Annotated in this window: 16 protein-coding genes; 11 read left to right on the forward strand and 5 right to left on the reverse strand. The window is 56.3% G+C overall.

Annotated features, from left to right (window positions below):
- Positions 1–480: 480 nt before the first annotated feature.
- Genes F7P65_RS20750 through F7P65_RS20770 form a run of 5 tightly spaced genes read left to right on the forward strand, consistent with a single transcriptional unit; the run spans position 481 to position 4,803 of the window.
- Positions 481–822 carry a hypothetical protein gene (locus F7P65_RS20750; protein ID WP_162854737.1) on the forward strand — a complete coding sequence of 114 codons (342 nt, stop codon included), beginning with the start codon at positions 481–483 and terminating at the stop codon, positions 820–822.
- Entirely contained in the window at positions 813–2,432 is a 1,620-nt protein-coding gene (locus tag F7P65_RS20755; RefSeq protein ID WP_150295284.1) for a glycosyltransferase family 2 protein, read from the forward strand. Before F7P65_RS20750 ends, F7P65_RS20755 begins: the two co-directional genes overlap by 10 nt.
- A 3-nt stretch (positions 2,433–2,435) precedes the next feature.
- Positions 2,436–3,242, forward strand: a complete 807-nt coding sequence (locus F7P65_RS20760; protein ID WP_240334423.1) for a DUF5672 family protein — start codon at positions 2,436–2,438, stop codon at positions 3,240–3,242.
- Positions 3,243–3,289: 47 nt separating this feature from the next.
- On the forward strand, positions 3,290–4,258 hold the full coding sequence (locus tag F7P65_RS20765; RefSeq protein ID WP_240334424.1) for a phytanoyl-CoA dioxygenase family protein: 969 nt from the start codon (positions 3,290–3,292) through the stop codon (positions 4,256–4,258).
- A gap of 59 nt (positions 4,259–4,317) precedes the next feature.
- A complete protein-coding gene (locus F7P65_RS20770; protein ID WP_150295287.1) occupies positions 4,318–4,803 on the forward strand; it encodes a hypothetical protein in 486 nt (161 codons plus the stop codon).
- Here the strand turns inward: F7P65_RS20770 and F7P65_RS20775 are convergent.
- Complete coding sequence (locus F7P65_RS20775; protein WP_150295290.1) at positions 4,800–6,260, reverse strand: BNR repeat-containing protein; 1,461 nt, start codon at positions 6,258–6,260, stop codon at positions 4,800–4,802. The genes F7P65_RS20770 and F7P65_RS20775 overlap by 4 nt on opposite strands.
- Positions 6,261–6,480: 220 nt before the next feature.
- Here F7P65_RS20775 and F7P65_RS20780 point away from each other — a divergent pair.
- Positions 6,481–7,238, forward strand: a protein-coding gene (locus F7P65_RS20780) for an IS5 family transposase (protein WP_150295292.1) whose coding sequence is annotated in 2 segments (ribosomal slippage) — positions 6,481–6,802 and positions 6,802–7,238 — 759 coding nt in all. Because the reading frame shifts where the segments join, the coding sequence is not laid out codon by codon here.
- Positions 7,239–7,340: 102 nt separating this feature from the next.
- Here F7P65_RS20780 and F7P65_RS20785 read toward each other — a convergent pair.
- Entirely contained in the window at positions 7,341–8,072 is a 732-nt protein-coding gene (locus F7P65_RS20785) for a class I SAM-dependent methyltransferase (protein WP_150295295.1), read from the reverse strand.
- A gap of 253 nt (positions 8,073–8,325) precedes the next feature.
- On the opposite strand from F7P65_RS20785, the gene F7P65_RS20790 reads away from it, so the two are divergent.
- The 3 genes from F7P65_RS20790 to F7P65_RS20800 all read left to right on the forward strand — a co-directional run bounded on the left by F7P65_RS20790 (position 8,326) and on the right by F7P65_RS20800 (position 16,566).
- On the forward strand, positions 8,326–11,817 hold the full coding sequence (locus tag F7P65_RS20790; RefSeq protein WP_150295297.1) for a glycosyltransferase: 3,492 nt from the start codon (positions 8,326–8,328) through the stop codon (positions 11,815–11,817).
- Entirely contained in the window at positions 11,814–15,572 is a 3,759-nt protein-coding gene (locus F7P65_RS20795) for a glycoside hydrolase family 99-like domain-containing protein (protein ID WP_150295298.1), read from the forward strand. Before F7P65_RS20790 ends, F7P65_RS20795 begins: the two co-directional genes overlap by 4 nt.
- A gap of 103 nt (positions 15,573–15,675) precedes the next feature.
- Positions 15,676–16,566 (forward strand): class I SAM-dependent methyltransferase, encoded by an 891-nt coding sequence (locus tag F7P65_RS20800; protein ID WP_150295300.1) that lies wholly within the window; start codon positions 15,676–15,678, stop codon positions 16,564–16,566.
- Between the two features lie 33 nt (positions 16,567–16,599).
- Here the strand turns inward: F7P65_RS20800 and F7P65_RS20805 are convergent, their stop codons facing one another.
- Genes F7P65_RS20805 through F7P65_RS20815 form a run of 3 tightly spaced genes read right to left on the reverse strand, consistent with a single transcriptional unit; the run spans position 16,600 to position 19,207 of the window.
- Positions 16,600–17,247, reverse strand: a complete 648-nt coding sequence (locus F7P65_RS20805) for an ABC transporter ATP-binding protein (RefSeq protein ID WP_150295319.1) — start codon at positions 17,245–17,247, stop codon at positions 16,600–16,602.
- On the reverse strand, positions 17,244–18,041 hold the full coding sequence (locus F7P65_RS20810) for an ABC transporter permease (RefSeq protein ID WP_150295301.1): 798 nt from the start codon (positions 18,039–18,041) through the stop codon (positions 17,244–17,246). The genes F7P65_RS20805 and F7P65_RS20810 overlap by 4 nt, the downstream gene beginning before the upstream one ends.
- Before the next feature lie 2 nt (positions 18,042–18,043).
- Positions 18,044–19,207 (reverse strand): KpsE/RkpR family capsule polysaccharide export protein, encoded by a 1,164-nt coding sequence (locus F7P65_RS20815; RefSeq protein WP_150295303.1) that lies wholly within the window; start codon positions 19,205–19,207, stop codon positions 18,044–18,046.
- A 177-nt stretch (positions 19,208–19,384) separates the two neighbouring features.
- Between F7P65_RS20815 and F7P65_RS20820 the strand changes: the two genes are divergently transcribed.
- Together F7P65_RS20820 and rfbC are read left to right on the forward strand one after the other, a co-directional pair.
- Positions 19,385–20,506, forward strand: coding sequence for a polysaccharide biosynthesis/export family protein (locus tag F7P65_RS20820; RefSeq protein ID WP_150295305.1), 1,122 nt, complete (start codon positions 19,385–19,387; stop codon positions 20,504–20,506).
- 62 nt (positions 20,507–20,568) lie between these two features.
- Positions 20,569–21,132, forward strand: coding sequence for a dTDP-4-dehydrorhamnose 3,5-epimerase (gene rfbC, locus F7P65_RS20825; RefSeq protein WP_150295321.1), 564 nt, complete (start codon positions 20,569–20,571; stop codon positions 21,130–21,132).
- Positions 21,133–21,135: the final 3 nt, after the last annotated feature.

Consider the following 21,135-nt stretch of genomic DNA (forward strand, 5'->3'; position numbering starts at 1 on the left):
CGCCGCGTAATGAGTCTACGCGCTAATCCCTCGGATAGTTGATATTCGTATCTGTGGCTATCCTTCGTGATCTTGACGGTGAAGAGGCAGAGCCCGCCGACGATCAATCCACCGAGGATGTAGGCCCAGGCGGGCGCGGTATCGAGAAAACGCCAAAGCAGCAGCTGGCTGCCACCAAGCCAAGCGGCAAGAATGGACCATACCCACCCCGGTGCAACAGATCGGACGCTGCATCTCCTGTCCGGCAACGCGGCGGAGTCATTGTAGCTGAATGGCTCTGAGCTTTGCGCTAAGGCTGATGCTTCCCCCATGTCTGTGATTTAGATATTTTTTATTGATAGGTCGACGGGGAAGGTGATTTACCGCGCGGCACACGCCGCCGAATTATGAATGGAAGTTTCGTCACGCCACGGATGAAGAATTTCAGAGGGCGATCAAGGTGGACCTGCCCCAAGCGCACGACTGAGCGCGGCGACGCGAATGGGATCATCAATTTATGGAGATTGCCTTGGACCGAATCCGCACCAAAAAGGGCGGCATAAACAATGTGAGAGATATGCCAGTGCCATGTGCGGTATTGATCCTGATGCCTTGGGCGACAATCTGGTCCGGGCCAGGCTGTTTATGGCGGCTGCCCGATTCACGTCCCAACAGGATTGCGATGGGATGTTCGAAGCGAAATATTTCGATGGCATCGTGATACCTCGCTGGGCTTCAGGTGTTGGGTTGATCCGGAAATTGCGCTGGACCGGTGGAGAGGAAACTCCCCTTTTTCTTTATATGCTGTTCCTAATCGGCTATCCCCGCCGCCCATGCGATTGAACCGGAAAAACCCCTATCCCGAAAAGGCACTCGGTTTTTGGCTGACCCTGTCTGTTCACAGTGACGCCTTCTGCGCCGATCCGCGCGCTTATTTGACCGCTCTGTGGTGGCGATTGCGGCGTAAGCGGCTGCGTTCGCGAGGTCAATTCGCGGAACTATTCAAACATTCTCGCAGAATTTACGATCTGTGGATTTTGCGGGAACAAGGCGTTGAGATGGTCGCGGGCGATGAATTTGTAGAGCCGGTGATACTGGCGCTTGTTGATGCCAGTGCAGCGCAGGAAGCACTGACGCAAACTTTACAGAACCTATCGGCAGAAGAGGTGCCGGCTTTGGTATTCGGAACAGGCGGCCTGCCGACCTTAATCGAAGCAGCAAGGAAAATTGACTGGTGCAGCAATCCGTGGCTTATGCCGTTAAGCGCGGGAGACAGGATCGCGCCGGGAACGGCAAAAGCGTATCGAGCCCGCATGTCCCAATCAAAATCCACCATTATCTATGCTGATGATGATCTGCTGAATAAGGTAGGTCGACGCACGGCTCCGCATTTTAAACCTGACTGGAACAGCGAGTTATTTCAACATTTCGACTATCTTTCGGGGGCCTGCATCTTTCGGACCTCATTTGAGGAGATGGAGCAGGCCTCCCAAGCCGATGAGTGGGTCAAAAACCTAGTCGCACGCAGGGTGGAGGAAGGAAAGCCCTTTCATCTTAGACAAATGTTACACCATCGGCGGGCACGCCCCCTCCCGAAAGTGCCGGCAATGCTGGAACGGATGTCGAGAAATCCGCCACCCGTCACAATCATCGTACCGACGCGCAATCGTGTAGACCTTCTGGCCACCTGTCTGTCAGGCATCGCGAGCACGGATTATCCTCATGTCGAGGTTATTGTGGTCGACAATGACAGCGACGATCCAGAAACACTGTCTTTCCTGAACCGGCTTGATCCGAGAAGCCATCGCGTCTTGCGCCATAAGGGGATTTTCAATTACTCGGCAATCAATAATCGCGCGGCGGGAGAGGCAAGGGGGCAGCTATTATGCCTACTCAATAATGATATTGAGGTAATCGAACCGAAGTGGCTGACGACGATGGCGACACAAGCCATAAGGGACGATGTCGGCGCCGTGGGCGCACGCCTACTCTATCCTGATGGACGGATCCAGCACGCTGGGGTCGTTATCGGTATGGGCAACGCGGCGGGCCACTGCCATCGTTTCCTTGATCCCGACGAGGAGGGGTATTTTCGCCGTCACGCCTTGCCGCAATTCACCTCTGCCGTGACGGCAGCTTGCCTTGTCGTACAGCGAGATCGGTTTTTTGCCGTGGGTGGCCTCGATGAACGCAATTTCCCGGTCGCGTTCAACGACGTGGATTTGTGTATGCGTTTGAATCAGCGAGGCTGGCAATCGCTATATGAGCCGCGCGCGACGCTGATCCATCATGAATCGGTTTCGCGTGGCTTTGACCGCGATCCTGTTGGAGCCGCTCGCTTTGCTGGAGAACTGGCTGCGCTCAAAAGGCTTTGGAAGACAGATGAAGTGGTTGATCCATTTCATCATCCTGAGTTGAGCCGAGCAAGCGAATCCTTTTTGTTGAGACTGTAGCGTTTGACCAAACCCGCCCTATTTCCAAGAGGCCATCGCCGTCTTGTGCTGCCGCAAGTGACATTATGTGCGGCAACCTCAGTAAATGTGCAAGCGACGCTGCGCGCTCTGACGGCAAGTCTAGAGCAGGCCGATTTTGGCGCCTGCAAGCTGTTTACCGACGCGTTCGTAAAGCCGACGCATCCCGCGATTTCGGTCGAGCCGATCGCGCGTCTCAATTCCTCGGCGGCCTATTCGAATTTCCTTTTGGCACATATGGTAGATCATATTGAAACTCCATATTGCTTAGTGGTGCAGTGGGACGGCCATGTCATAGATGCGGGACGATGGCGTAAAGAATTTCTGGATTACGATTATATTGGAGCAAGTTGGCCGCAGTTTGTTGACGGGCATGATGTCGGCAACGGCGGCTTTTCTCTTCGCAGCCGGCGATTGATGGACGCTTGCCGAAACCCGCTGTTTCGATCCTTCCATCCGGAAGATGTTGCGATTGGACGGGAAAACCGTAAATGGCTGGAGGGAGAGGGAATGCGCTTTGCTCCACGAAGCGTTGCTGACATATTCGCGGCCGAGCGTGCCGGCGATGTCAAGGCAAGCTTTGGTTATCACGGCGTGTGGCACATGCCGCATGCGATCGGGGTTGAAACATTTTGGCAGATATATCGCGGCCTCGATGATCGCAGCACAGTAAGGCACGATATGTTCGATATCCTAAAAGATGTCAGTCGTGGCGCGAGAGGGAAACGACGTGCGGCCCGCATGATTACCGATTTTATCAAGCATAGGCTTTGGCCGCCTGGGCTACGATGATTGCACCAGTTGTCGCACAATAAGTTTCTCGGAAAGGCGTTAAAAGTGTGATCAACCCATTACCCGGAGTTCCTCTGGTAGAATCCCCATTATTTCCTATGCTTCGGACCGCGCAAGAAATGATTGCCGAGGAAGAACGGATCGCAACCAGCCTTCATGAAAATGGCTATGCGGTCTTTGACTTTCCGGATGCCGATCTTGACGCCCGGATCGATCGGATTAAGCACAACTTGGCGCCCCATTACAGGATCGATTTTAACGACCTAGAAAGCGACAAGACGAGAGGTGAACGCCGTATCCAGGATGCGTGGACGTTCGATGAGGATGTCCGCTCGATCGCCGCGAACCAGGCTGTGCTGGACCTGCTCAGCAAGCTTTACGGTCGTCGGGCCTTTCCCTTCCAGACGCTGAACTTCCCGGTGGGCACGCAGCAGGAGGCCCATTCAGATTCGGTGCATTTTTCCAGCCTGCCCGAAAGGTTCATGTGCGGCGTGTGGCTGGCGATGGAAGACATCGCCCCGGATGCAGGGCCGCTATTCTATCACCCCGGTTCGCACCGCTGGCCGATCATGACAAATGCGCTGATCGGGCGCCGCGGCTACAGCAGCGAACTGAATTCGGCGCAAGATCCCTATGGTCCGGCCTGGCGCGCACTGTGCGACGTTTATGGGTCGCAGGCAGAAACCTTTCTCGCGCGCAAGGGACAGGCTCTGATCTGGTGCGCGAACCTGTTGCACGGCGGCAGCCGGCAGGCCAATCCGCGCCTGACCCGTTGGTCGCAGGTGACGCATTATTATTTTGACGACTGCATCTATTACACGCCTGCTTTTTCCGATGAAGCACTAGGGCGGCTCCATCTGCGTAATTTGGTTTCGGTTGACGATGGGCAGCTTCGCCGGAACCGCTATTTGGATGAGGAGGTGCTGCCTCCGCCCACGCTGCAGGCTAACGCGCGACACATCTCGCTCTGGCGTCGAGTGGTAAGATCTTTGCGCGCACGAAAGGCGCGTGAATAAATATGGACACTGCAAGTAACGCGATTATCGCTGCTATTTTCGACCTGGATTGGTGAGAGATGTTCGATATGTCTGAAGCGGAGGAAGACTTGGAAGCCCTGAAACAGAAAGCTGGCTCGGCGCAGGCTGATCGTCAAAGGGCGATGGTGGAACTGACGGAAAGCCGTACTGCACTGGCTGCATGTCAGGCAGAAATGTCGAGGGTGAAGGCTGATCTCCAGGCCGCCAAATCGAATATCGAGGCGCGTTTCCGGGAGTTGGCCACATTGGCAAAATTGCTCAAGACGGCCGAGGATGACAGCTCTGCCGCGAAGGACCAGCGTTCGTGGCTGCTCCAGCTTTATTCTGCCTTGGACAGCCAGCCCCACTGGTGGAACCTGATGCCGAAAGCATGGCGATTGCGGCGTCAGCATGAACGTTTGCGGCGCATGAATCTCTTCGATGCAAAGGGCTATGTCGAGCGCTATCCCGATATCGCGGCAGCGGGCATGGATCCCGTCCGCCACTATGTCCTGCACGGCATGAAGGAGGGGCGTACTCGCTAGCGGCGCGGCACGTGGGCACTAGACGGAACAGCCCAGAGTAAAGGAGACGGAGGCGGACTGCATGCCTGCGGAAATTGGGGCGTGCAGGTCCAAGCATGATCCCTGTTGAGGCTTTGTGCATACCAGATCAACCGGCTGGTCCAGTGCCCGTCAAAGCCCGATGCCGTGACAGGCTGACTGCGAACCGACGCATTCGCCAGTCCCGAAGGTGCGGAGAGGAGGGGCTTCTCAACCTGAGGGGCAAGTGCAGGGGCAGAGGCCGTGGGGGAGGTCCCTGGCTTCACGACTGAGAGTGTCGTAAGTTCCAGCTGGAACGAGCGGCTTGGCTCTTTAGGAAAGGCAACAGAGACATTGGCGATATTGCCGCTAGGCGACACGGAAAATGTCGGCGCTCCGGGCAGGGAGCCTTCGCCTTCTATCGAGGTGCGATGATCGGAAGTAGCGATTTCCTTGATGTTCCATCCTGTCGCTGTCTTGCGCGCCGCCATCAGCGCATCGGTGTTGCGCGATCCATATCGGGTGTAGAATATGACCGGCTTGCCGTCTGTCGACATCAGCAGTTTAGCGGAATTGAGAAGGCCGGATTTCTCTCCCGGCTGATCGACGATGTCGATCTGATCCGGGCGCACCGGCCCCATCAGAACAGGTCCTTTCGCGCCAGACCAGAACTGGAAGTCGGCTGTTCTGGCATATCCGACCGCGAAATTCGTGGCGACGTCGGGGGTTCGGCGCCAGACTATGGCGACATGGTTCACGCCATTCCGGTCTGCCGTGAAAGGTGAGGGGTAGGCGCTGAGATGCAATCCGGCCTGGTCGACGTCTGAAAAGGCGGAGCCAAGGCGTTGCCACCGGCCTTTGGCCCAGCGGTTGGCGATCCATCTCCCGTCACCCGATCCGCCCGACCGGTAAAGGAAGACAAGTCGGCCCCGGGCGTCCTTGAGAAAGGTTGGATAGGTCGCTACGCCTTCGTCGCGGCCGATAAGGGGTGTTTCTTGGACAGATGCCATATTCCTGCCCTGCGTTCGTGCATAGAAAAGCGGGGTAGCATGCGCGTTGCCTGCTATATGGATCGATCCGTCGGGTGCAACCGCCATGGCCAGATTGTTATGGCCGTCCCATCCAGTGAACCGGCTTTTCAAGCGCGTCCGGCATAGCCGTCCGCTGCCAGCATCGACGCTGGCCAGCGTGATCCATCTGTCAGCATCATAATAGGCCACCCATAATTGCCCCCTCACGGGCTCGGCCGCTCCGATCATGGTTCGCACGCCTGACCATATCTTGCCGACTTCGAAAATCTTTTCATTGCCATGCCGTTGTTGTTCAACGATTTCGCAGGCAGGGGCGCTCGCGGTGCTGGCGCTGGCGCCCGCCAGAAAGGAGGGGATCGTGCCCAGAGCGCCGACTGCGGCCAAGCAGATGAGCCCGGTACCGATCGTTTTTTGGCGTTGCTGCTTCATGTGATCCGCCTTCTATGTATCCTGCGTTTATACCTGCCCATGTTCAATGATCTCCATGTCTGGCTGCTGAACATGCCAGCGGGAAGGTATTTTAATCTTTGAGATAAGGAGGCTGAATTACCAAGCAAGCACGCAAATTCGCTCGGGGTTGTTCCCATAGGCTCAGGACCCATTGATTGGCTGAGGGCGATGTGATTCAGGCTCCGCGAGGAGACTGAGCATGAGCGACCTGTATTGGCTGACGGACGAGCAGATGGCGCGTCTTTCGCCCTATTTTCCCAAGAGCCACGGCAAGCCCCGGGTCGATGACCGGCGCGTGCTGAGCGGGATCATCTTCGTCAACCGCAACGGGCTGCGCTGGCGTGATGCGCCCAGGGAATACGGTCCGCACAAGACGCTCTACAACCGCTGGAAACGGTGGGGCGAGATGGGCGTGTTTGGCCGGATGATGGAGGGGCTGTCTGCCCAGAGAGCCGATCCCCAGACCGTCATGATCGATGCTACCTATCTCAAGGCCCACCGCATGGCTTCCAGCCTTGGGGTAAAAAAGGGGGCCTCGGCCGCCTGATCGGGCGGACCAAGGGCGGCATGAATACCAAGCTTCACGCCGTCACCGATGCCAACGGCCGCCCTTTGAGCTTCTTCATCACGGCAGGACAAATCAGCGATTACACCGGCGCGGCAGCCCTGCTCGATGATCTACCCAAGGCGCAGTGGATGCTGGCTGACCGGGGCTATGACGCCGAATGGTTCAGGGATGCGCTCGAACAAAAGGGCATCACGCCTTGCATTCCGGGCCGGAAATCCCGTTCTTTTCCCGTCAAATACGACAAGCGCCGATACAAACGCCGAAACCGCATCGAGATCATGTTTGGTCGCCTGAAAGACTGGCGCCGTGTGGCAACCCGCTACGACCGCTGCCCAACCGTCTTCTTCTCCGCCCTCGCTCTCGCAGCCACCGTGCTCTTCTGGCTGTGATCAACGAGTCCTGAGCCTAGGGACGGGAAATTTCTTCGTGTTACCGACTGTTCGTCGTCGACATAAAAAACTGAAATCACAAGGGAAATACTGCATCAGAAATCAGTCTGTTCGCTTCCTAGCCAAGAAAACTTCTGTATATTCGCCCAAGATGCCATGGGTTCGATCGGCAAAGCGATGAACGCGCACGTCGAATCCGGCCCAGTGTGTCAACTTCTTATGCACCTCATATCCATAATCCACCGTCACCAGGGCGCCGTCGCCGTTTATCGGGTTGCCATGATATTCCGGTGGTTTGTGATGTGTTAGCGTTCCATCGCTGTTAAAGGTGACGCGCCGTTCCATAGCCTCGACCTGATCCTTCCTGACCGGCCAAGCGCAGAGCATATAACCGCCTGGCTTCAATGTTCTGTGTATTTCTTTGAAAGCGGCTGCCGGGTCGGGAATATGCTCCATCACGTCTAGAGAAATGAACAAGTCGAACTGGTTGTCCGAGAAAGTCAGGTGTTGAAGATCTTCATTGCGGTAATCCCGCGCCGTCGAACCTCGCTCCAAGTCTGGATAAAAATGCGTTTGCGTAATGTTCTTTGCTTCTCGCCTAATTTTGGCTGATATGCCACGAATAGCGGGTGAACATTCATGAATTGTCAGATCGCGCCAATTAGGAAATTGCTCATTCAGGATCAAGGCAACAGCCCGCTCGCGCGGGACGGAGCCATTCTCGCATGTCGGGCAGCTCAGGGATCCACGATACCACTGATCTCTCGCCGTAAATACAGTGTGCTTTTCGCAGATCGGGCAATATCCTTCAATCTGTAGAAGAAAGTCACTCATGTAATATCCTATGCATTCAGGCAAATGGTAGCGGACGCTTTGCTCATCACTGCTTATTCACGAATTGCATGTTCCGGCAAGAGACAGATGACGCTAATCGACTTGTGCGAATGCAGTCATGTTTGGGCATATGGAGCATCCATGCGGATCGATCAGGTCGTGCGTTAGGGGGGGCGCGCTTCCGCCGGAGTTTGATCTTGCTCTGCCATGTCCGGGACTCTAATCCACTTCATTAAAGACAAGGGGCTATGCGATGTCCCTCCCTCCAGATTTGCATGAGGTCGATTGTTTCATGAAATCGTCATTAAAACAGTTGGTTGATATAGTAAAAAATAGCGAATTGTTTGATGATGAATGGTATAATGAAAAATATCCTGACGCATATTTTTCAAATATGGATGCTGCCGAGCATTATTTCCGTGTAGGTTGGAAGTTGGGGCGCGATCCTAGCCCTAATTTCAATACAAAAGAATTTATTGCGCAGAACAAATCTCTTTTTCAGCAAGGAGTTTGCCCTGTCGTTGCTTTTGAAAGCAGCAAAGGCGGCTCTGTGAAGGCTGCTGCAAAGGGCGGAGGTAAACGGGGAGGTTCTTCTGGTTCTCCGGGGAAAAGAAGCGAAATCACGGTTGTGGAGCAATCCCCGCTCTTTGACGCCCAATGGTATCGCGAGCAATATCCGGAAGCGGGGGAAAGCGATCGCGATGCTGCATGGCATTACCTGACCCATGGCGCAAAGCACCTGTTGAACCCAGGGCCTAGATTCAGCACGCGCTTCTACCTGCATAAATATCCAGACATCGCCAAAGCTGGTATAAACCCGTTGGTGCATTACGAGAAATTCGGGCGCGTGGAGGGGCGGCCAATCTTGCCCGCTTATCTCGACCGGCCTGAAACCGATCCTGCGGTCACCGCATCGGCCAGGCCGCGCGAACAGGGTGAATGGACCGACGCTGCTGCTGCCGCACGTTACCTGGTCCGCCAGCTTCATACGGTCATGCCGGGTGAGCCCGTGCGCATGTTTCAGAATTTCGATGTTCCTCAGGCCGAAAGATTCGTGGCGGCTCTCGATTTATGCGCCGGGGACGATGTGGCGCACGAGCGCGTGTCCGTCATCATGCCGACCTATAATCGCGCGACCAAGATCGCCACCGCAATCAACTCGGTGTTGGCGCAGTCGTGGGCCAATTTCGAACTCATCATCGTCGACGATGGCAGCACGGATCATACGCCGGAGGTGTTGGCGACCTATGACGATCCGCGGATCAAGGTCCTGCATTCGCAGCGCGGCGGCGTCAGCGGTGCTCGCAATACAGGTTTGCGCGCTGCCATGGGCGAGGTCATTTTCTACCTCGATTCAGACAATGAATGGACCCCGGATTTCCTCTGGATCATGATGCAGAGCATGAGGCACAGCGGCGCTTCATGCGGATATGCCGCCACCCGCCTTCAATCGCTGCAGGGCAATCTGATCGGTTATCGGGGCGAGCCCTTCGATTGGGAAGCCTGTCTTGCCCTGAATTATGTCGACATGAACGTTTTCTGTCATCGCCGGGATGTTTCCGACCGGCTCGGTGGCTTTGACACCGGCCTCCGTCGCATGGTTGACTGGGATCTGATCCTGCGGTTCACGCGTGACGTGCGGGTTTTCTATGCGCCTGTCATCGGCTGTATCTACATTGAGGACAGTGCAGACCTGAACCGGATCACGACCTCGGAACCAATTGTATCGTGGAAGTTGGTCCATGACAAGAACGCCCTCAACTACACTTTGCAGGAGGTTGTGGGGCAGCTACGCTTCAACATCGCGATCAAGATCTTCGCCCCTTATCAGGACCGGGATGCCTGGGGAGATTTTCATTATGCTGAATCCCTTGCCGAGGCGTTGGAGGCGCTTGGCCATCGTGTGCGCATAGATTTTCGAGGACAATGGTATGCCCAACCGGTTAGCGCTGATGATGTCGCGATCGTGTTGCGGGGCCTGGAAGCCTATGTGCCAAGGCCAACGCAGATCAGCCTGTTCTGGGGCATCAGCCACCCTGACACTGTGCCGCTGCAGGAATATGATGCCTATCAGGGGGTGTTCATCGCCTCGCGTTCCTATGCGGAACTTTTGGAAATGCTGTTGCACCGACAAGTCCACACCATGTGGCAAAGCACCGATGCCAGCCGCTTCTTCCCGCCCGCGGAACAGACGGAGGCTGCAATTCCGTCCTTTTCCCAAGGTATATTCATCGGCAATTCGCGGCGCGAATATCGCCAGATTGTGCGCTGGGCGGTGGAAGCAGGATTGCCGCTGGACGTGATTGGTCAGGACTGGGATTCCTATCTTCCCAAAGACATGATTCGGGCCACCAATGCGCCCAACAAAGAGCTGGCCGCACTTTATGGTTCGGCGTCCTTCGTGCTGAACGACCATTGGACCTCGATGCGCGATTTCGGCTATGTCTCCAACCGCGTCTTCGACGTGCTGGCTGCGGGTGGACAATTAATCAGCGACAAGCTGGCTTCGATCGAGGCTCTGTTCGGGGATGCTGTCATTTCAGTTTCCTCGGCGGAAGAGCTCAGCCTCGCGGTGAGCGGCGGCGCTATGAACCGTGACAAGGTCGAAAGACATCGTTTGTCGGAAAATGTGCGACAACAGCATGGCTTCGCCCAGCGCGCGGCGACCTTCGACAGCTGGCTTCGGAATTACATCGTGCCTAGCATTGCCCTTGCCGATGCTGGTGCGGAAGAGGAGTGGGGACACCGTGTGCGCGTTGGCGTGCTGGCCTGCTGGAGCAAGCCTGAATTGCTAGACATGGCGATCGAGCGGATCGTCGCGCCTCTGACATGCGATGTGGCCGCAACGCAATTGCGTTTGCTGCGCGTCGAGACGGGCGAAGATCTGCTTGAGAAGGACCTGGATGTCCTGGTGATCGCTAGCGAAAGCTGTCGGTGGAATGCGGATATTCATGCCGCTATCGTCTCTCGCATGGAACAGGGGCTGCCGGTGTTTCTTGATGCGGGCTCGGCGCCGGTGCCTGAGGAAATGGCGTCTCTCCTTCCCGAACTGGCTGGGCTCTGGTGCGACAGCGAGGCAAGTGCCCGTGCCTTGGCGCGGAAGGACGTAACGATCATAACGCCGCGCCTCGACCCAAGGCTTTGGCGACTTTACCGATCGCCGCGCCCGATTGAGGCGGAACAGGGCGTGACCCGTCTTCTGGTCCTGAGCGGCACGGGTGCGGCATGGCAGAACCAGGCAATGTCGCAGGCGTTGGCGGATCTGGAGTTTGACGAGACGGTGTCGCTGCGCATCATCGGCATGGAATGGGATGGGCTTTCGGTACAGCTATGGCGCAGTTGCGAGCCATGGCCGGAAAATTGTGTGGGATATGCGCGACGGGCCCGGTGGCTGCTGGACAATATCACTGCGGACATCGGTATCATTTTGAATGATGCCGCTAATGGGGACAGTCAGATTCTGCACATGATGGCGCTCGGAATCGTTCCTGTCGTCATCGCGCCTGCGCCAGGTAGCCTTGCGCGCTGCGGCAAATTGGCTGGGCTTGTCGAAATTTGTGAAGAGCATGCTGAATTGCCCGGCATCTTACGGCGCCTAATGAAAGATCCGGCGCACCTTCTGGCACGGCGCAGTCAATGTGTCGAACGCCTCTGGCAGGATTATAACACGTTGAATTCCCCTGATCCCAGGCTGCCCCTGATTGTCGCAGCACCTCTTTCGACCAGATCCGAGGTTCCGGCATGAAAAAATTATCCCTGGTCGCCCAGGCTGACGACCCCGTGCAATATTCCAGCGATGTTCAGCTGGTCCGGTCATCCTTTCTGTTCGATGCGGACTGGTATCTGCGGCGCTATCCGGACGTAGCCGCGCAGGGGCTCGATGCGGCGACGCATTATTGTACCAGTGGCTGGTGGCGGGGCTATGAACCCAGCCCTTATTTGAACCTCCAGGATACGCAGGCGACGCCCAACCAGAACCCTCTGGTGCATGCGTTGAAGCAGTTGAACCTGCGTAACCCGGCATTCGACGCTTGGATCGGCGACCAGGCAAATCCCTCCTTTCGGCCATGTCCGGAACCGTCCTTCGAGAAAGCGGGACGCGGCAATTCCACGCATGTCGGCCCCGGCGTCACGGTGCCCGTCTCCGATGAGCAGGTAGGCTGTCGGTTTGGCGGAAGCTTGGCGGTTCACCTGCATCTATTCCACATCGACATGGCCTTGGATTTCCGGCGCCTGCTGGATGCGATTCCGGTCTCATTCGACCTCTTCATCAGCGTTTCCCGTAATTCCGAGGTGATCGTGGCGGAGGCGGCATTTGCCGAGATCGGCAATGCAAGACGCATCGTCGCTGCGGCCTTTCCTAATTTAGGGCGAGACATTGGCCCCATGATTGCGGGCTTTGGCAGGCGCCTTGCCCCTTATGACCTTGTGATACACATGCATTCGAAGAAAAGCCATCACACTCCCGAGAAGCGGGATTGGGCGTTGCAGATGGGTCACCACTTGCTGGCTTCGCGGGGCCATGCAACGGGCATGCTGGATCTGTTCGCCGACGATCCGGATCTGGGGCTAGTCTTTCCCGTCTATCATTCCAGTGCGCGACGGCAAATTCGGTGGGGCGCCAATTTCCCGTCCTGTCAGAAACTGATGGCGCGAATGGGCGTCCGACTTTTGGAGAAGGATCTCACTCCATTTCCTGCCGGCTCTTTCTTTGCAATCCGGGGCGAGGTACTGCGCCCGTTGTTAGCCGGGGAAATCGGCTTTTCTGATTTCGCGCCCGAGGGCGGGCAGGTGGATGGAACCCTGGCCCATGCGATCGAACGCCTGTTTTCGATCCTGTGTCGGCATCTGGGCTATGAATTCCGCCAGATTCGCGCGGCAAAGCCCTACAGCCTTGCGTCGATGGTTCTGGATGATGAACCCTATCGTTCCGATCGGTTGCAATCATTCCGCACGGATCTGGTACCGACCCTTCCTTTTGGCAACGCGCCGGGCGGATTGCGGGTTACGCTGTTCAGCGGCTGCAGGACAGCGCAGCCTCTGCCCTATGAACAATTGATTACCGACGCTCACTATGTCTTTTTCCAGAATGGATTGCCCGTTGGAGAAGCTCAGCAGGGGCAGTGGTCATTGCAGCCCCTGCCCGCAGGAAAGGGGACGGGCTGGATTCCGGCTGCGATCGACATGCTGCCGGACACGGACATTGCAGTCTGGGTCAATCCGGCCGTTGCGGTAGTCGACGATATTTCCGCGCACATCACTGCAGCGCTAATGGCTGGCAATGCAGGCGCGGCCTTCCATGATCTCTATGCGTCTACGCTTGAGGCGGAGACAGAGCGGCTGGACAAGCGCTATCCCGGAGCTGGAATTTCCGCGCGGATGAAGGAAATTCTCCCCAACGGGGAAGCCGCGCATCAAGCCTTGCTCGACCCGGATCTGATCGTACTTGACCTACGCCATACGCAGACGCAAGATTTGCTGTCTTGCTGGCGGCAGACCGCCGAGGCGCTTGATGATCTTGCTGCGGGACAGTCATTGGCCTTCACGATTGCCTGTGCCCGCGAAGGGGTAGTTATCGAAACCCTGACGGCCAATGGCGGCGGGCTGCGCGCCGACCCTCGCCTACGTCATTTCGGCTTGCATCAGCGGCCACATCCTTATTCGGACGTTATGCCGCGCCTTGCCCATTTTGTTCGTTCCGGCAAAGCGGCGCCGACGCCAATGCAGAGGGCCGCGATGTCTCTCACGCTGGATGTGGTCCTGCTGGTCGGCCCGCAGGACATGCCCGATGCTGTTGCACGCACACTGCAACGACTGGGCAGCATGCCTGATTCGCGATGCAGGTGCGTCATCGTCAGGGCCGCCGGAGCCAATGCGGTGATAAACGATGTGGTCGAGGACCATCTGTCGCGTCATCCGCTCGATGTGGCGACGGAAAGCCCGGTCGGGGCATTGCGGTCCGATCTCGTCCTAATTCTGACCCCTGGCATGCTAATGACGCCGGGAGCCGCGCAGGCACTGGCAGAAGCTGCCCTGGCGCGCCCTAATGTCGACGCCTTCTTGCCACTGCCGCTTTTCGGCTGTGATGAGGCTAAAGGACTGTGGTCTGGCCGCCTTGCCGCGGATTGCCGTCGCTTCGCTGGCCTACTAGACAGCGATGCGAGCATCCTGAGAGTCGAGCAGGGCAGCTTGCCCGCCTTGGTTCGTCGAAACCTTGCGGATGATCTCCTGGCCGACCTGCCGGAAAATCCGGGAACTCTCTTCGCAGAGAAAATCCGAAAACGAACCTGCGGGCTTGTTTTGGCGGCATTGCTGCTGATGCCGGCGGGTGATCATGAACAAGCATTGCCAAAAGAGGCGAAGGCCTTTCTTGACCGGATGGTCGCCCGCCATACCGTAATGACGCCGACCATTGATCCTGTCGCTTTCTATCTGCCGCAATTCCATCCCTTCGCCGTCAATGATCGGCTGTGGGGGGCGGGCTTTAGCGAATGGCGGAACGTCGTGCGGGGCAAGCCGCGCTTTCCGGGGCACCACCAACCCCGCTTGCCCGGGGACCTTGGCTATTATGACCTACGCGCCGCCGGGACTTTGCACGCGCAGGGCAAACTGGCGGAACTGCACGGTCTGCATGGCATGGCCGTTTATTATTATCGTTTCGGCGAACAGCGTTTGATGCATGAGCCGACGGATATTTTGCTGGCGGACGCGGCGATTCCGTTGCGCTTTTTCTATTGTTGGGCGAACGAGGACTGGACGCGGGCTTGGGATGGCCGTTCGGACGATGTGAACCTCAAGCAGGATTACTCGCCGAAAACCCTGTCGCTCATCATGGACGACCTGATTCGTGCCTGCTCCGACAGCCGTTATATCCGGGTGGATGGCAAGCCGGTTTTCATGATCTATCAGTTGAACAAACTGCCCCAGGTCCGCGAAGCGATCGCCATGTTCCGCGAAGGCGTCCGGCGGCGTCTGGGCATAGAGATCTGTCTGGGTACCACCTATAACGATGCTTTCCTTCCCGAATGGGAGGAACTGGTCGATTTCATCGCGCAGTTCCCGCCTCACCGGACGCCGAGGAAGGAAAGCAGGGAATTGCTGCGGCATGAGGAAATGCCTCAGGGCGCTAATCCCGCTCGGGAGGATTTCTTCGAATATTACATGGCTGTGTGCGGACAGTCGCTGGACGCAGTGGGCATGTACGACAAGCTACAACCTGGCATATGCCCAGACTGGGATAATTCGCCGCGCCGGGAAAGTCGTGCCCATATTCTGGTTGGCGCAACGACCGAGCAATTTGGGGCCTGGACACGCAGGGCCGCTCTTGCGACCTCGGCAAAGCTAGAGACGGGGCAACTTCATACGCCTTTTCTGTTCGTCAATGCCTGGAATGAATGGGCAGAAGGGGCGGTTCTGGAGCCTTATGAAAATGACGGCCGAGCGGCTTTGACCGCATTTTCAAATAATTTACCTTGGTCTGAACGAAAAAATAAGACTTGAATACATAGCCAAGATACTGTGAAACTAATATATCGGAAAGTTGGTAACTGACGTTTGACTTCGAAATGCCATGGTTCGGCACGCTATTGATAGGCCATAATTTATGGTTACGCTGTCTGAGAATGCTATGGGAGACGCGGCCATCGTGGCCATGCATTGGGATCGGCAAACGCCTGACGCGCGCGCCTCGCGCACTCGTTGGTGGGAAAGCAGGACCATCCTGCGCCACATTAACAAAGTAGTTTGCGGCCAACCGCTGGAGGGGCCAAGCGCTGGTTTCCATGCCCTGCTGAAACAGTGGCGCCCGGATGGATATCGGCGAGCAGTATCAGTTGGCTGTGGTGCGGGTTACAAGGAAGCCGCTCTTGTACTGAGTGGGATGGTCCAGAATTTCTTCCTATACGAGATCAGTGCCGAGCGCGTACGTCAGGGGCAGGAATTCGCAAGGTCGCGCGGCATCGGAGACAGAATGCACTTTGTTTCCGCCGATGCTTTTGAGGCGTGCCGTGAACAGTTCGACCTCGTTTACTGGAACAATGCCCTTCATCACATGATGGACGTTCCCGCTGCTGTTTCATGGAGCCGTAGCCGGCTTGCTCCTAAAGGAGTCTTTGCTATGGACGATTATGTCGGTGCCTCGCGGTTCCAATGGTCTGATTATTCGCTCGACATTGCTTCACGCTTTCGCGAAGGTCTGGATCCCGCACATCTGAGGGGCGCGCCAGCCAGGATCACTCGTCCTTCGGCGGAAAAGCTGATGAGTGTCGATCCTTCGGAGGCTGCGGACAGCGCAAGGACGATCCCCGCGCTCAAGGTCGTTTTTCCTGACATTCGGATCATTCCGACAGGAGGCGCGATCTACCATCCTGGTCTGAACGATATTCTTGCGAATATCGGCGACGAAAGCGAAGTCTTGTCCATGGCGTTACTGCTGGACGATGTCATGGCTCGGCAGGGTGAAACGCATTATGGAGTCGCGGTGACTGCAATTTGAAGTGCTGGCGTGCCAAGAGCACCATCCCTTCGTTTAGAGATTGGTATATTTCTCCACGGCGAGGTTGACGTCGTTATATTCCGACGCCTCACCATTGTGAATTATGACAGCTCTGTTGCAGAGTTGGCGTATCACGTGGGGGCTGTGGGAAGCGAGGATCATGGTACGGTCGCGGCGCTTTTCGAAAAGCTCATAGTGGCATTTGCGGTTGAAATTCTGATCTCCGACCAGGATGATTTCGTCGATCAGGTAGCAGTCAAATTCGATCGCCAACGACAGCGCAAAGGCCAGGCGGGCGCGCATGCCTGACGAATAAGTCTTCACCGGAGTTTTCAATTGCTTGCCCAATTCGGTAAAGTCCTCCACGAAATCCCGAATTTCCGAATAATCCCGCTGGTAGATACGTGCGATAAACCGGGCATTGTCATATCCGGTCAGGCTGCCCTGAAAGCCCCCGGCAAAACCAAGGGGCCATGATACCGCCATGTTGCGAACGACCTTGCCGGACGTGGGCATTTCCACGCCGCCGATAAGCTTGATGAGAGTGCTCTTGCCGGCTCCGTTGCGGCCCAGCAACGCAACGCGATCACCCCGTTCGACGACCAGGTTGATGTTGTTTAGGACCTGCTTGCGATTGGAACCATGCTTATAGGTTTTGCAGATGTTACGGCAGATTATCATTGGATGGAGAGTGTCCTGCGAACTCGGCGGCATAACACAAGGCCGATAGCGGCGGCCACGATGGAACAAACAATGGGATTCCAGGGATCGTAATAGGCCGTAATCTGATCACCCCATATGCCTTTGCGCATCATTTCCATAGCGTTCACAAATGGCGATAGCAGCATATATTCCCGTACTTTGGGCGTTAGCCATGACGCCATGAGGAACAGGCCTGAAAAGGGCAGCATGATATAGGTCGTCACTGGAACAAATTTTTCCATCGCTTCCGACATTTCAGACAAGGGTGCAATAATCAGACAAAGGGAGAAAGTGAAAAGGCAATAGATAGACCATCCCGCAATAAATAAGCCGATATCATCCGGGATAGGGAATTCTTTAAAAAATATTAGAATGGATGCTATAAAGATATAGGCCATCATTCCACCCAAAACTTCTATTATAAATCTTGCAATAATGAAATCCAGGATCTTGATCTGGCGATGGTAGAGCAGGCTGCCATTGGCGGTGAAGGCAGCAACACTGCGCGAAACGCCGTGACGGAAAAGAGTTATCGGGATATAGCCTGATACGGCAAAGGCAGCCATGCCAATGCCATGCTCGCTTGTTCCCTTCATCAGCCGCCAGACAATGGCGACAAGCCCCGCAAAGAGGAGGGGCTCGGCCATAATCCATAGGAAACCAATATTTTCTCGGCCAAACCGCGTCGTCAGTTCACGGATCATGAGCGCGTGGATCACTCGGATCTGGATTGCCCATCCTTTACGCAATCTGCTCAAGCCGGTGCTCGCCATCGTCAATCTTCCGGCGCGTGTTCGAGAATGCCGACAACGAACATCCATGCAATGAAGTAGAGGAAGAGGGCGGCAGCGGCGACGACAAGAATATCAATGAGACGCTTCGGCAGAAGCGGCATATCGGGCAAATTGGGATCGACCACGCGTTCGAGGTAGAATTGCTGGCGTTGAGCTTCGGCGCGGGCCTGTACAAGCGCCGCATTGGCGGCATTCAGGCTCTCAGTGGCGAATTCCTGCTCTACGAGCAGATTTTCATAGCCACCGATCTTTGAGGCAATGCCATTGCTCGTCCCGACCACACGGCTGTCCTGGGAGGCGATCTGGGCGGATATCGCGTTGACCTGGTTCCTTAGTGCGGGAATGGACGGATTGCGGGGAGTGACCTTCTGCATCTGGTCAAGCTGTGCCTGAAGAGCGGCCCGCTCGGCAATCATCGTGTTAGCGATCTCAAGCGCTCCACCAGCCTGCTTGTCCGGGTCGATTAGCGCCTTGGCATTGCGGTATTGAGCCAACGCCACCCGGGCTGCCTTTGCCCTCTCCGTGGCAAGATCTACCTGCTTCTGGGCCTCGGCAATGCCCTTGGCCTGTGCCCGACTGTTGAGCCGGTTGACCATCTCTTCGCTCAGATTTAGGAGCCGTCTGTTGATGTCATAGGCATCTTGGGCGGTGAATGCCCTGACCTCGATGATTGCGGTTCCAGTTTCACTATCTAACCGCGCACTGACCATCTTTTTGTAATATTTGAACAGGTTTTCAAAGCTGTCCTTGGCTAACGGACCCGGAAAGCGAGCAAAAGGATCGGCCTGTCCCGATGCGAATTTGGCCTGGATGCCTGCGTTCTTCTCCAATGACGTGAGCGCCGCCCGCGACTGGACGAAGGCGAGCACCTCGTTCGTCTGTTCCTGGCTGCCTGACAGTCCGGTTGTCTGTACCAGGTTAGCTAACGTCGAAACCTGTCCCCGCTTCTGGTCTGGGTTTTTGATGACGAAGCGTGATTCGGAAATATAGATGTCCGATGCGATCAAGCCGTAATAAATCGCAGCAAGGACGGTCGGCGCGATGACGAAAATGACGAACCAGCGCCGCTTCTTCACCCATTCCAGAAATGCGGATCGGCGGACCGGCGTTTCGGCCTCGATGGGAAACGAGGGATTTACGTTCATAATCTCTGTAACGCCTAATGGTATCTAGCCGCCTTGCGCTAGGACAACATGCGAGAGTGCGCAAGGCTAAGCAGCCATATGTGAATGCAATTTGGCAGCGCAGCTATTGTCCATCGTTAAATCCGAGTGCTAAGGCGTGCAGCGATTGATGCTGTCAAACCTCCGAGATCGTTAGCGATGCAAGCCAGAAATTCCATTTATTTAGCCCTGCTCGCAGGCCTAGCGGGTTGCGCCACGCTCCCCTCCACCGGTCCGACGGGCAGGCAAATTGAGAAATCGGCTATTGCGCCCAAAGAGGGGGGCGCAATCCAGGTTGTCCAAGTCGATACTATCGCGGATGTACCAAACGCGGCAGAAGCTTTGCCCGCGGCCTTGCTGCCGGAGTTGACGCCGCCGCCGACAGACATGATCGGTCCCGGCGACATTTTGGACATCAATATCTATGAGGCCGGCGTTTCTCTGTTTTCTGCGCAGACTGGTAGTGCGGTAACGGCCAATCCGGGAGTTCAGGTTCAGAAGCTGCCACCGACTCGGGTCGATGATCTGGGTGACATCACCGTCCCATACGCGGGAACGCTTCATGTGGCGGGAATCACGACAGGCGAGGTTGAAGCGATGATCCGGCATTCGCTGGAGCAGATGTCGCAGAATCCGCAGGTTCTTGTTACGCTGAGCCAAGCCATCACCAATTCGATCATTGTCGGAGGGGAAGTGGGGAATCCGGGGAGGTTGGTGTTGCAGACGAACCGGGAAACGCTGTCTGACGTGATTGCCTTGGCTGGCGGATATCGCGGGAATGCCAAGGACTTGACATTGCGTGTTGTTCGTAACGGCAAGAGCGTTGATTTCCGCGTTAACGACCTGATTGGCAATTCCAAATTCGATGTGCGCGCCTATCCCGGAGACCGCCTCATGGTGATTAGCGATCCCCGGACCTATTCGGTTTTGGGCGCATCTGGCAAAGTGGACCAACTACCGTTTAGCCGTTCGTCGGTTTCACTGGCTGAAGCGATCGCCAATGCGGGAGGAGCCCACCCGAGTATCGGTGATCCCGCCGCGATCTTCCTGTTCCGTTACCACCGTGATCCACAGGGCAACGAGGTGCCGGTGGTCTATCACCTCAACATGATGAAGGCCGGATCCTACTTCCTGGCCCAGCGATTTGCCATGCAGGATAAGGATGTGCTGTATTTCGGCACTGCGGCAGCTAATCAGCCCAGCAAGGTGATCCAGTTGATCAGCCAGCTGTTCTCGCCGATTCTGACGGTTACCGCGGCAGTGCGCACGATTCAGAACTGAGGCCTGTTTCGGGCCTTCTTCCGGAAAACTCGGTGCTGAGCGTTTTCCTAAAAAGGCAGAAGATGCAAATTCAGTCGTTTGAAGTTCCCGGCGTGAAACTTTTGGTCCCCCGCCATATCGGCGATGAACGGGGATATTTCGCAGAGACGTTTCGAGCCGACCTTTTCGCCGCGCAGTGTAGCAAACAGATCTTCGTGCAGGACAATGAGTCTATGAGCGCTAAGGCGGGCACTATCCGCGGCCTGCATTTCCAAAGCGAGCCGCATGCCCAGGGGAAGTTGGTGCGCTGCACTGCCGGCGCACTGTTCGATGTCGCAGTCGACATTCGGCAGGGATCGCCTACCTATGGCCAGTGGGTCGGTGAGACGCTGACGCCTGAAAACGGCAAGCAACTCTGGGTGCCGCCGGGCTTCGCCCACGGCTTCTGCTCGCTCGAGCCTAGCACGGTCATCTGCTATAAAGTGACCGCCTATTATAGCGCTGAATGTGACAAAGGCGTAGCTTGGGACGATCCGGCCATCGGTATAAGCTGGCCGGATGTTGGCGACCCAGAGACCCTGTCCGCAAAAGACTGCAAGCAGCCTCTGCTTGCCGAGCTTCCCGCCTATTTCACCTGGAGCGAATGATAC

It is taken from the genome of Sphingobium estronivorans, assembly GCF_008692605.1.
GTDB classification, from domain to species: Bacteria; Pseudomonadota; Alphaproteobacteria; order Sphingomonadales; family Sphingomonadaceae; genus Sphingobium; species Sphingobium estronivorans.

Excerpts from the sequence above, each read along its gene's own strand:
- F7P65_RS20800 (WP_150295300.1), top strand. The coding sequence starts at position 15,676 with ATGGTTACGCTGTCTGAGAATGCTATGGGAGACGCGGCCATCGTGGCC.
- F7P65_RS20785 (WP_150295295.1), bottom strand. The coding sequence starts at position 8,072 with ATGAGTGACTTTCTTCTACAGATTGAAGGATATTGCCCGATCTGCGAA.
- F7P65_RS20820 (WP_150295305.1), top strand. The coding sequence starts at position 19,385 with ATGCAAGCCAGAAATTCCATTTATTTAGCCCTGCTCGCAGGCCTAGCG.
- rfbC (WP_150295321.1), top strand. The coding sequence starts at position 20,569 with ATGCAAATTCAGTCGTTTGAAGTTCCCGGCGTGAAACTTTTGGTCCCC.
- F7P65_RS20770 (WP_150295287.1), top strand. The coding sequence starts at position 4,318 with ATGTTCGATATGTCTGAAGCGGAGGAAGACTTGGAAGCCCTGAAACAG.
- F7P65_RS20790 (WP_150295297.1), top strand. The coding sequence starts at position 8,326 with ATGTCCCTCCCTCCAGATTTGCATGAGGTCGATTGTTTCATGAAATCG.
- F7P65_RS20775 (WP_150295290.1), bottom strand. The coding sequence starts at position 6,260 with ATGAAGCAGCAACGCCAAAAAACGATCGGTACCGGGCTCATCTGCTTG.
- F7P65_RS20750 (WP_162854737.1), top strand. The coding sequence starts at position 481 with ATGGGATCATCAATTTATGGAGATTGCCTTGGACCGAATCCGCACCAA.
- F7P65_RS20795 (WP_150295298.1), top strand. The coding sequence starts at position 11,814 with ATGAAAAAATTATCCCTGGTCGCCCAGGCTGACGACCCCGTGCAATAT.
- F7P65_RS20755 (WP_150295284.1), top strand. The coding sequence starts at position 813 with ATGCGATTGAACCGGAAAAACCCCTATCCCGAAAAGGCACTCGGTTTT.
- F7P65_RS20805 (WP_150295319.1), bottom strand. The coding sequence starts at position 17,247 with ATGATAATCTGCCGTAACATCTGCAAAACCTATAAGCATGGTTCCAAT.
- F7P65_RS20810 (WP_150295301.1), bottom strand. The coding sequence starts at position 18,041 with ATGGCGAGCACCGGCTTGAGCAGATTGCGTAAAGGATGGGCAATCCAG.
- F7P65_RS20815 (WP_150295303.1), bottom strand. The coding sequence starts at position 19,207 with ATGAACGTAAATCCCTCGTTTCCCATCGAGGCCGAAACGCCGGTCCGC.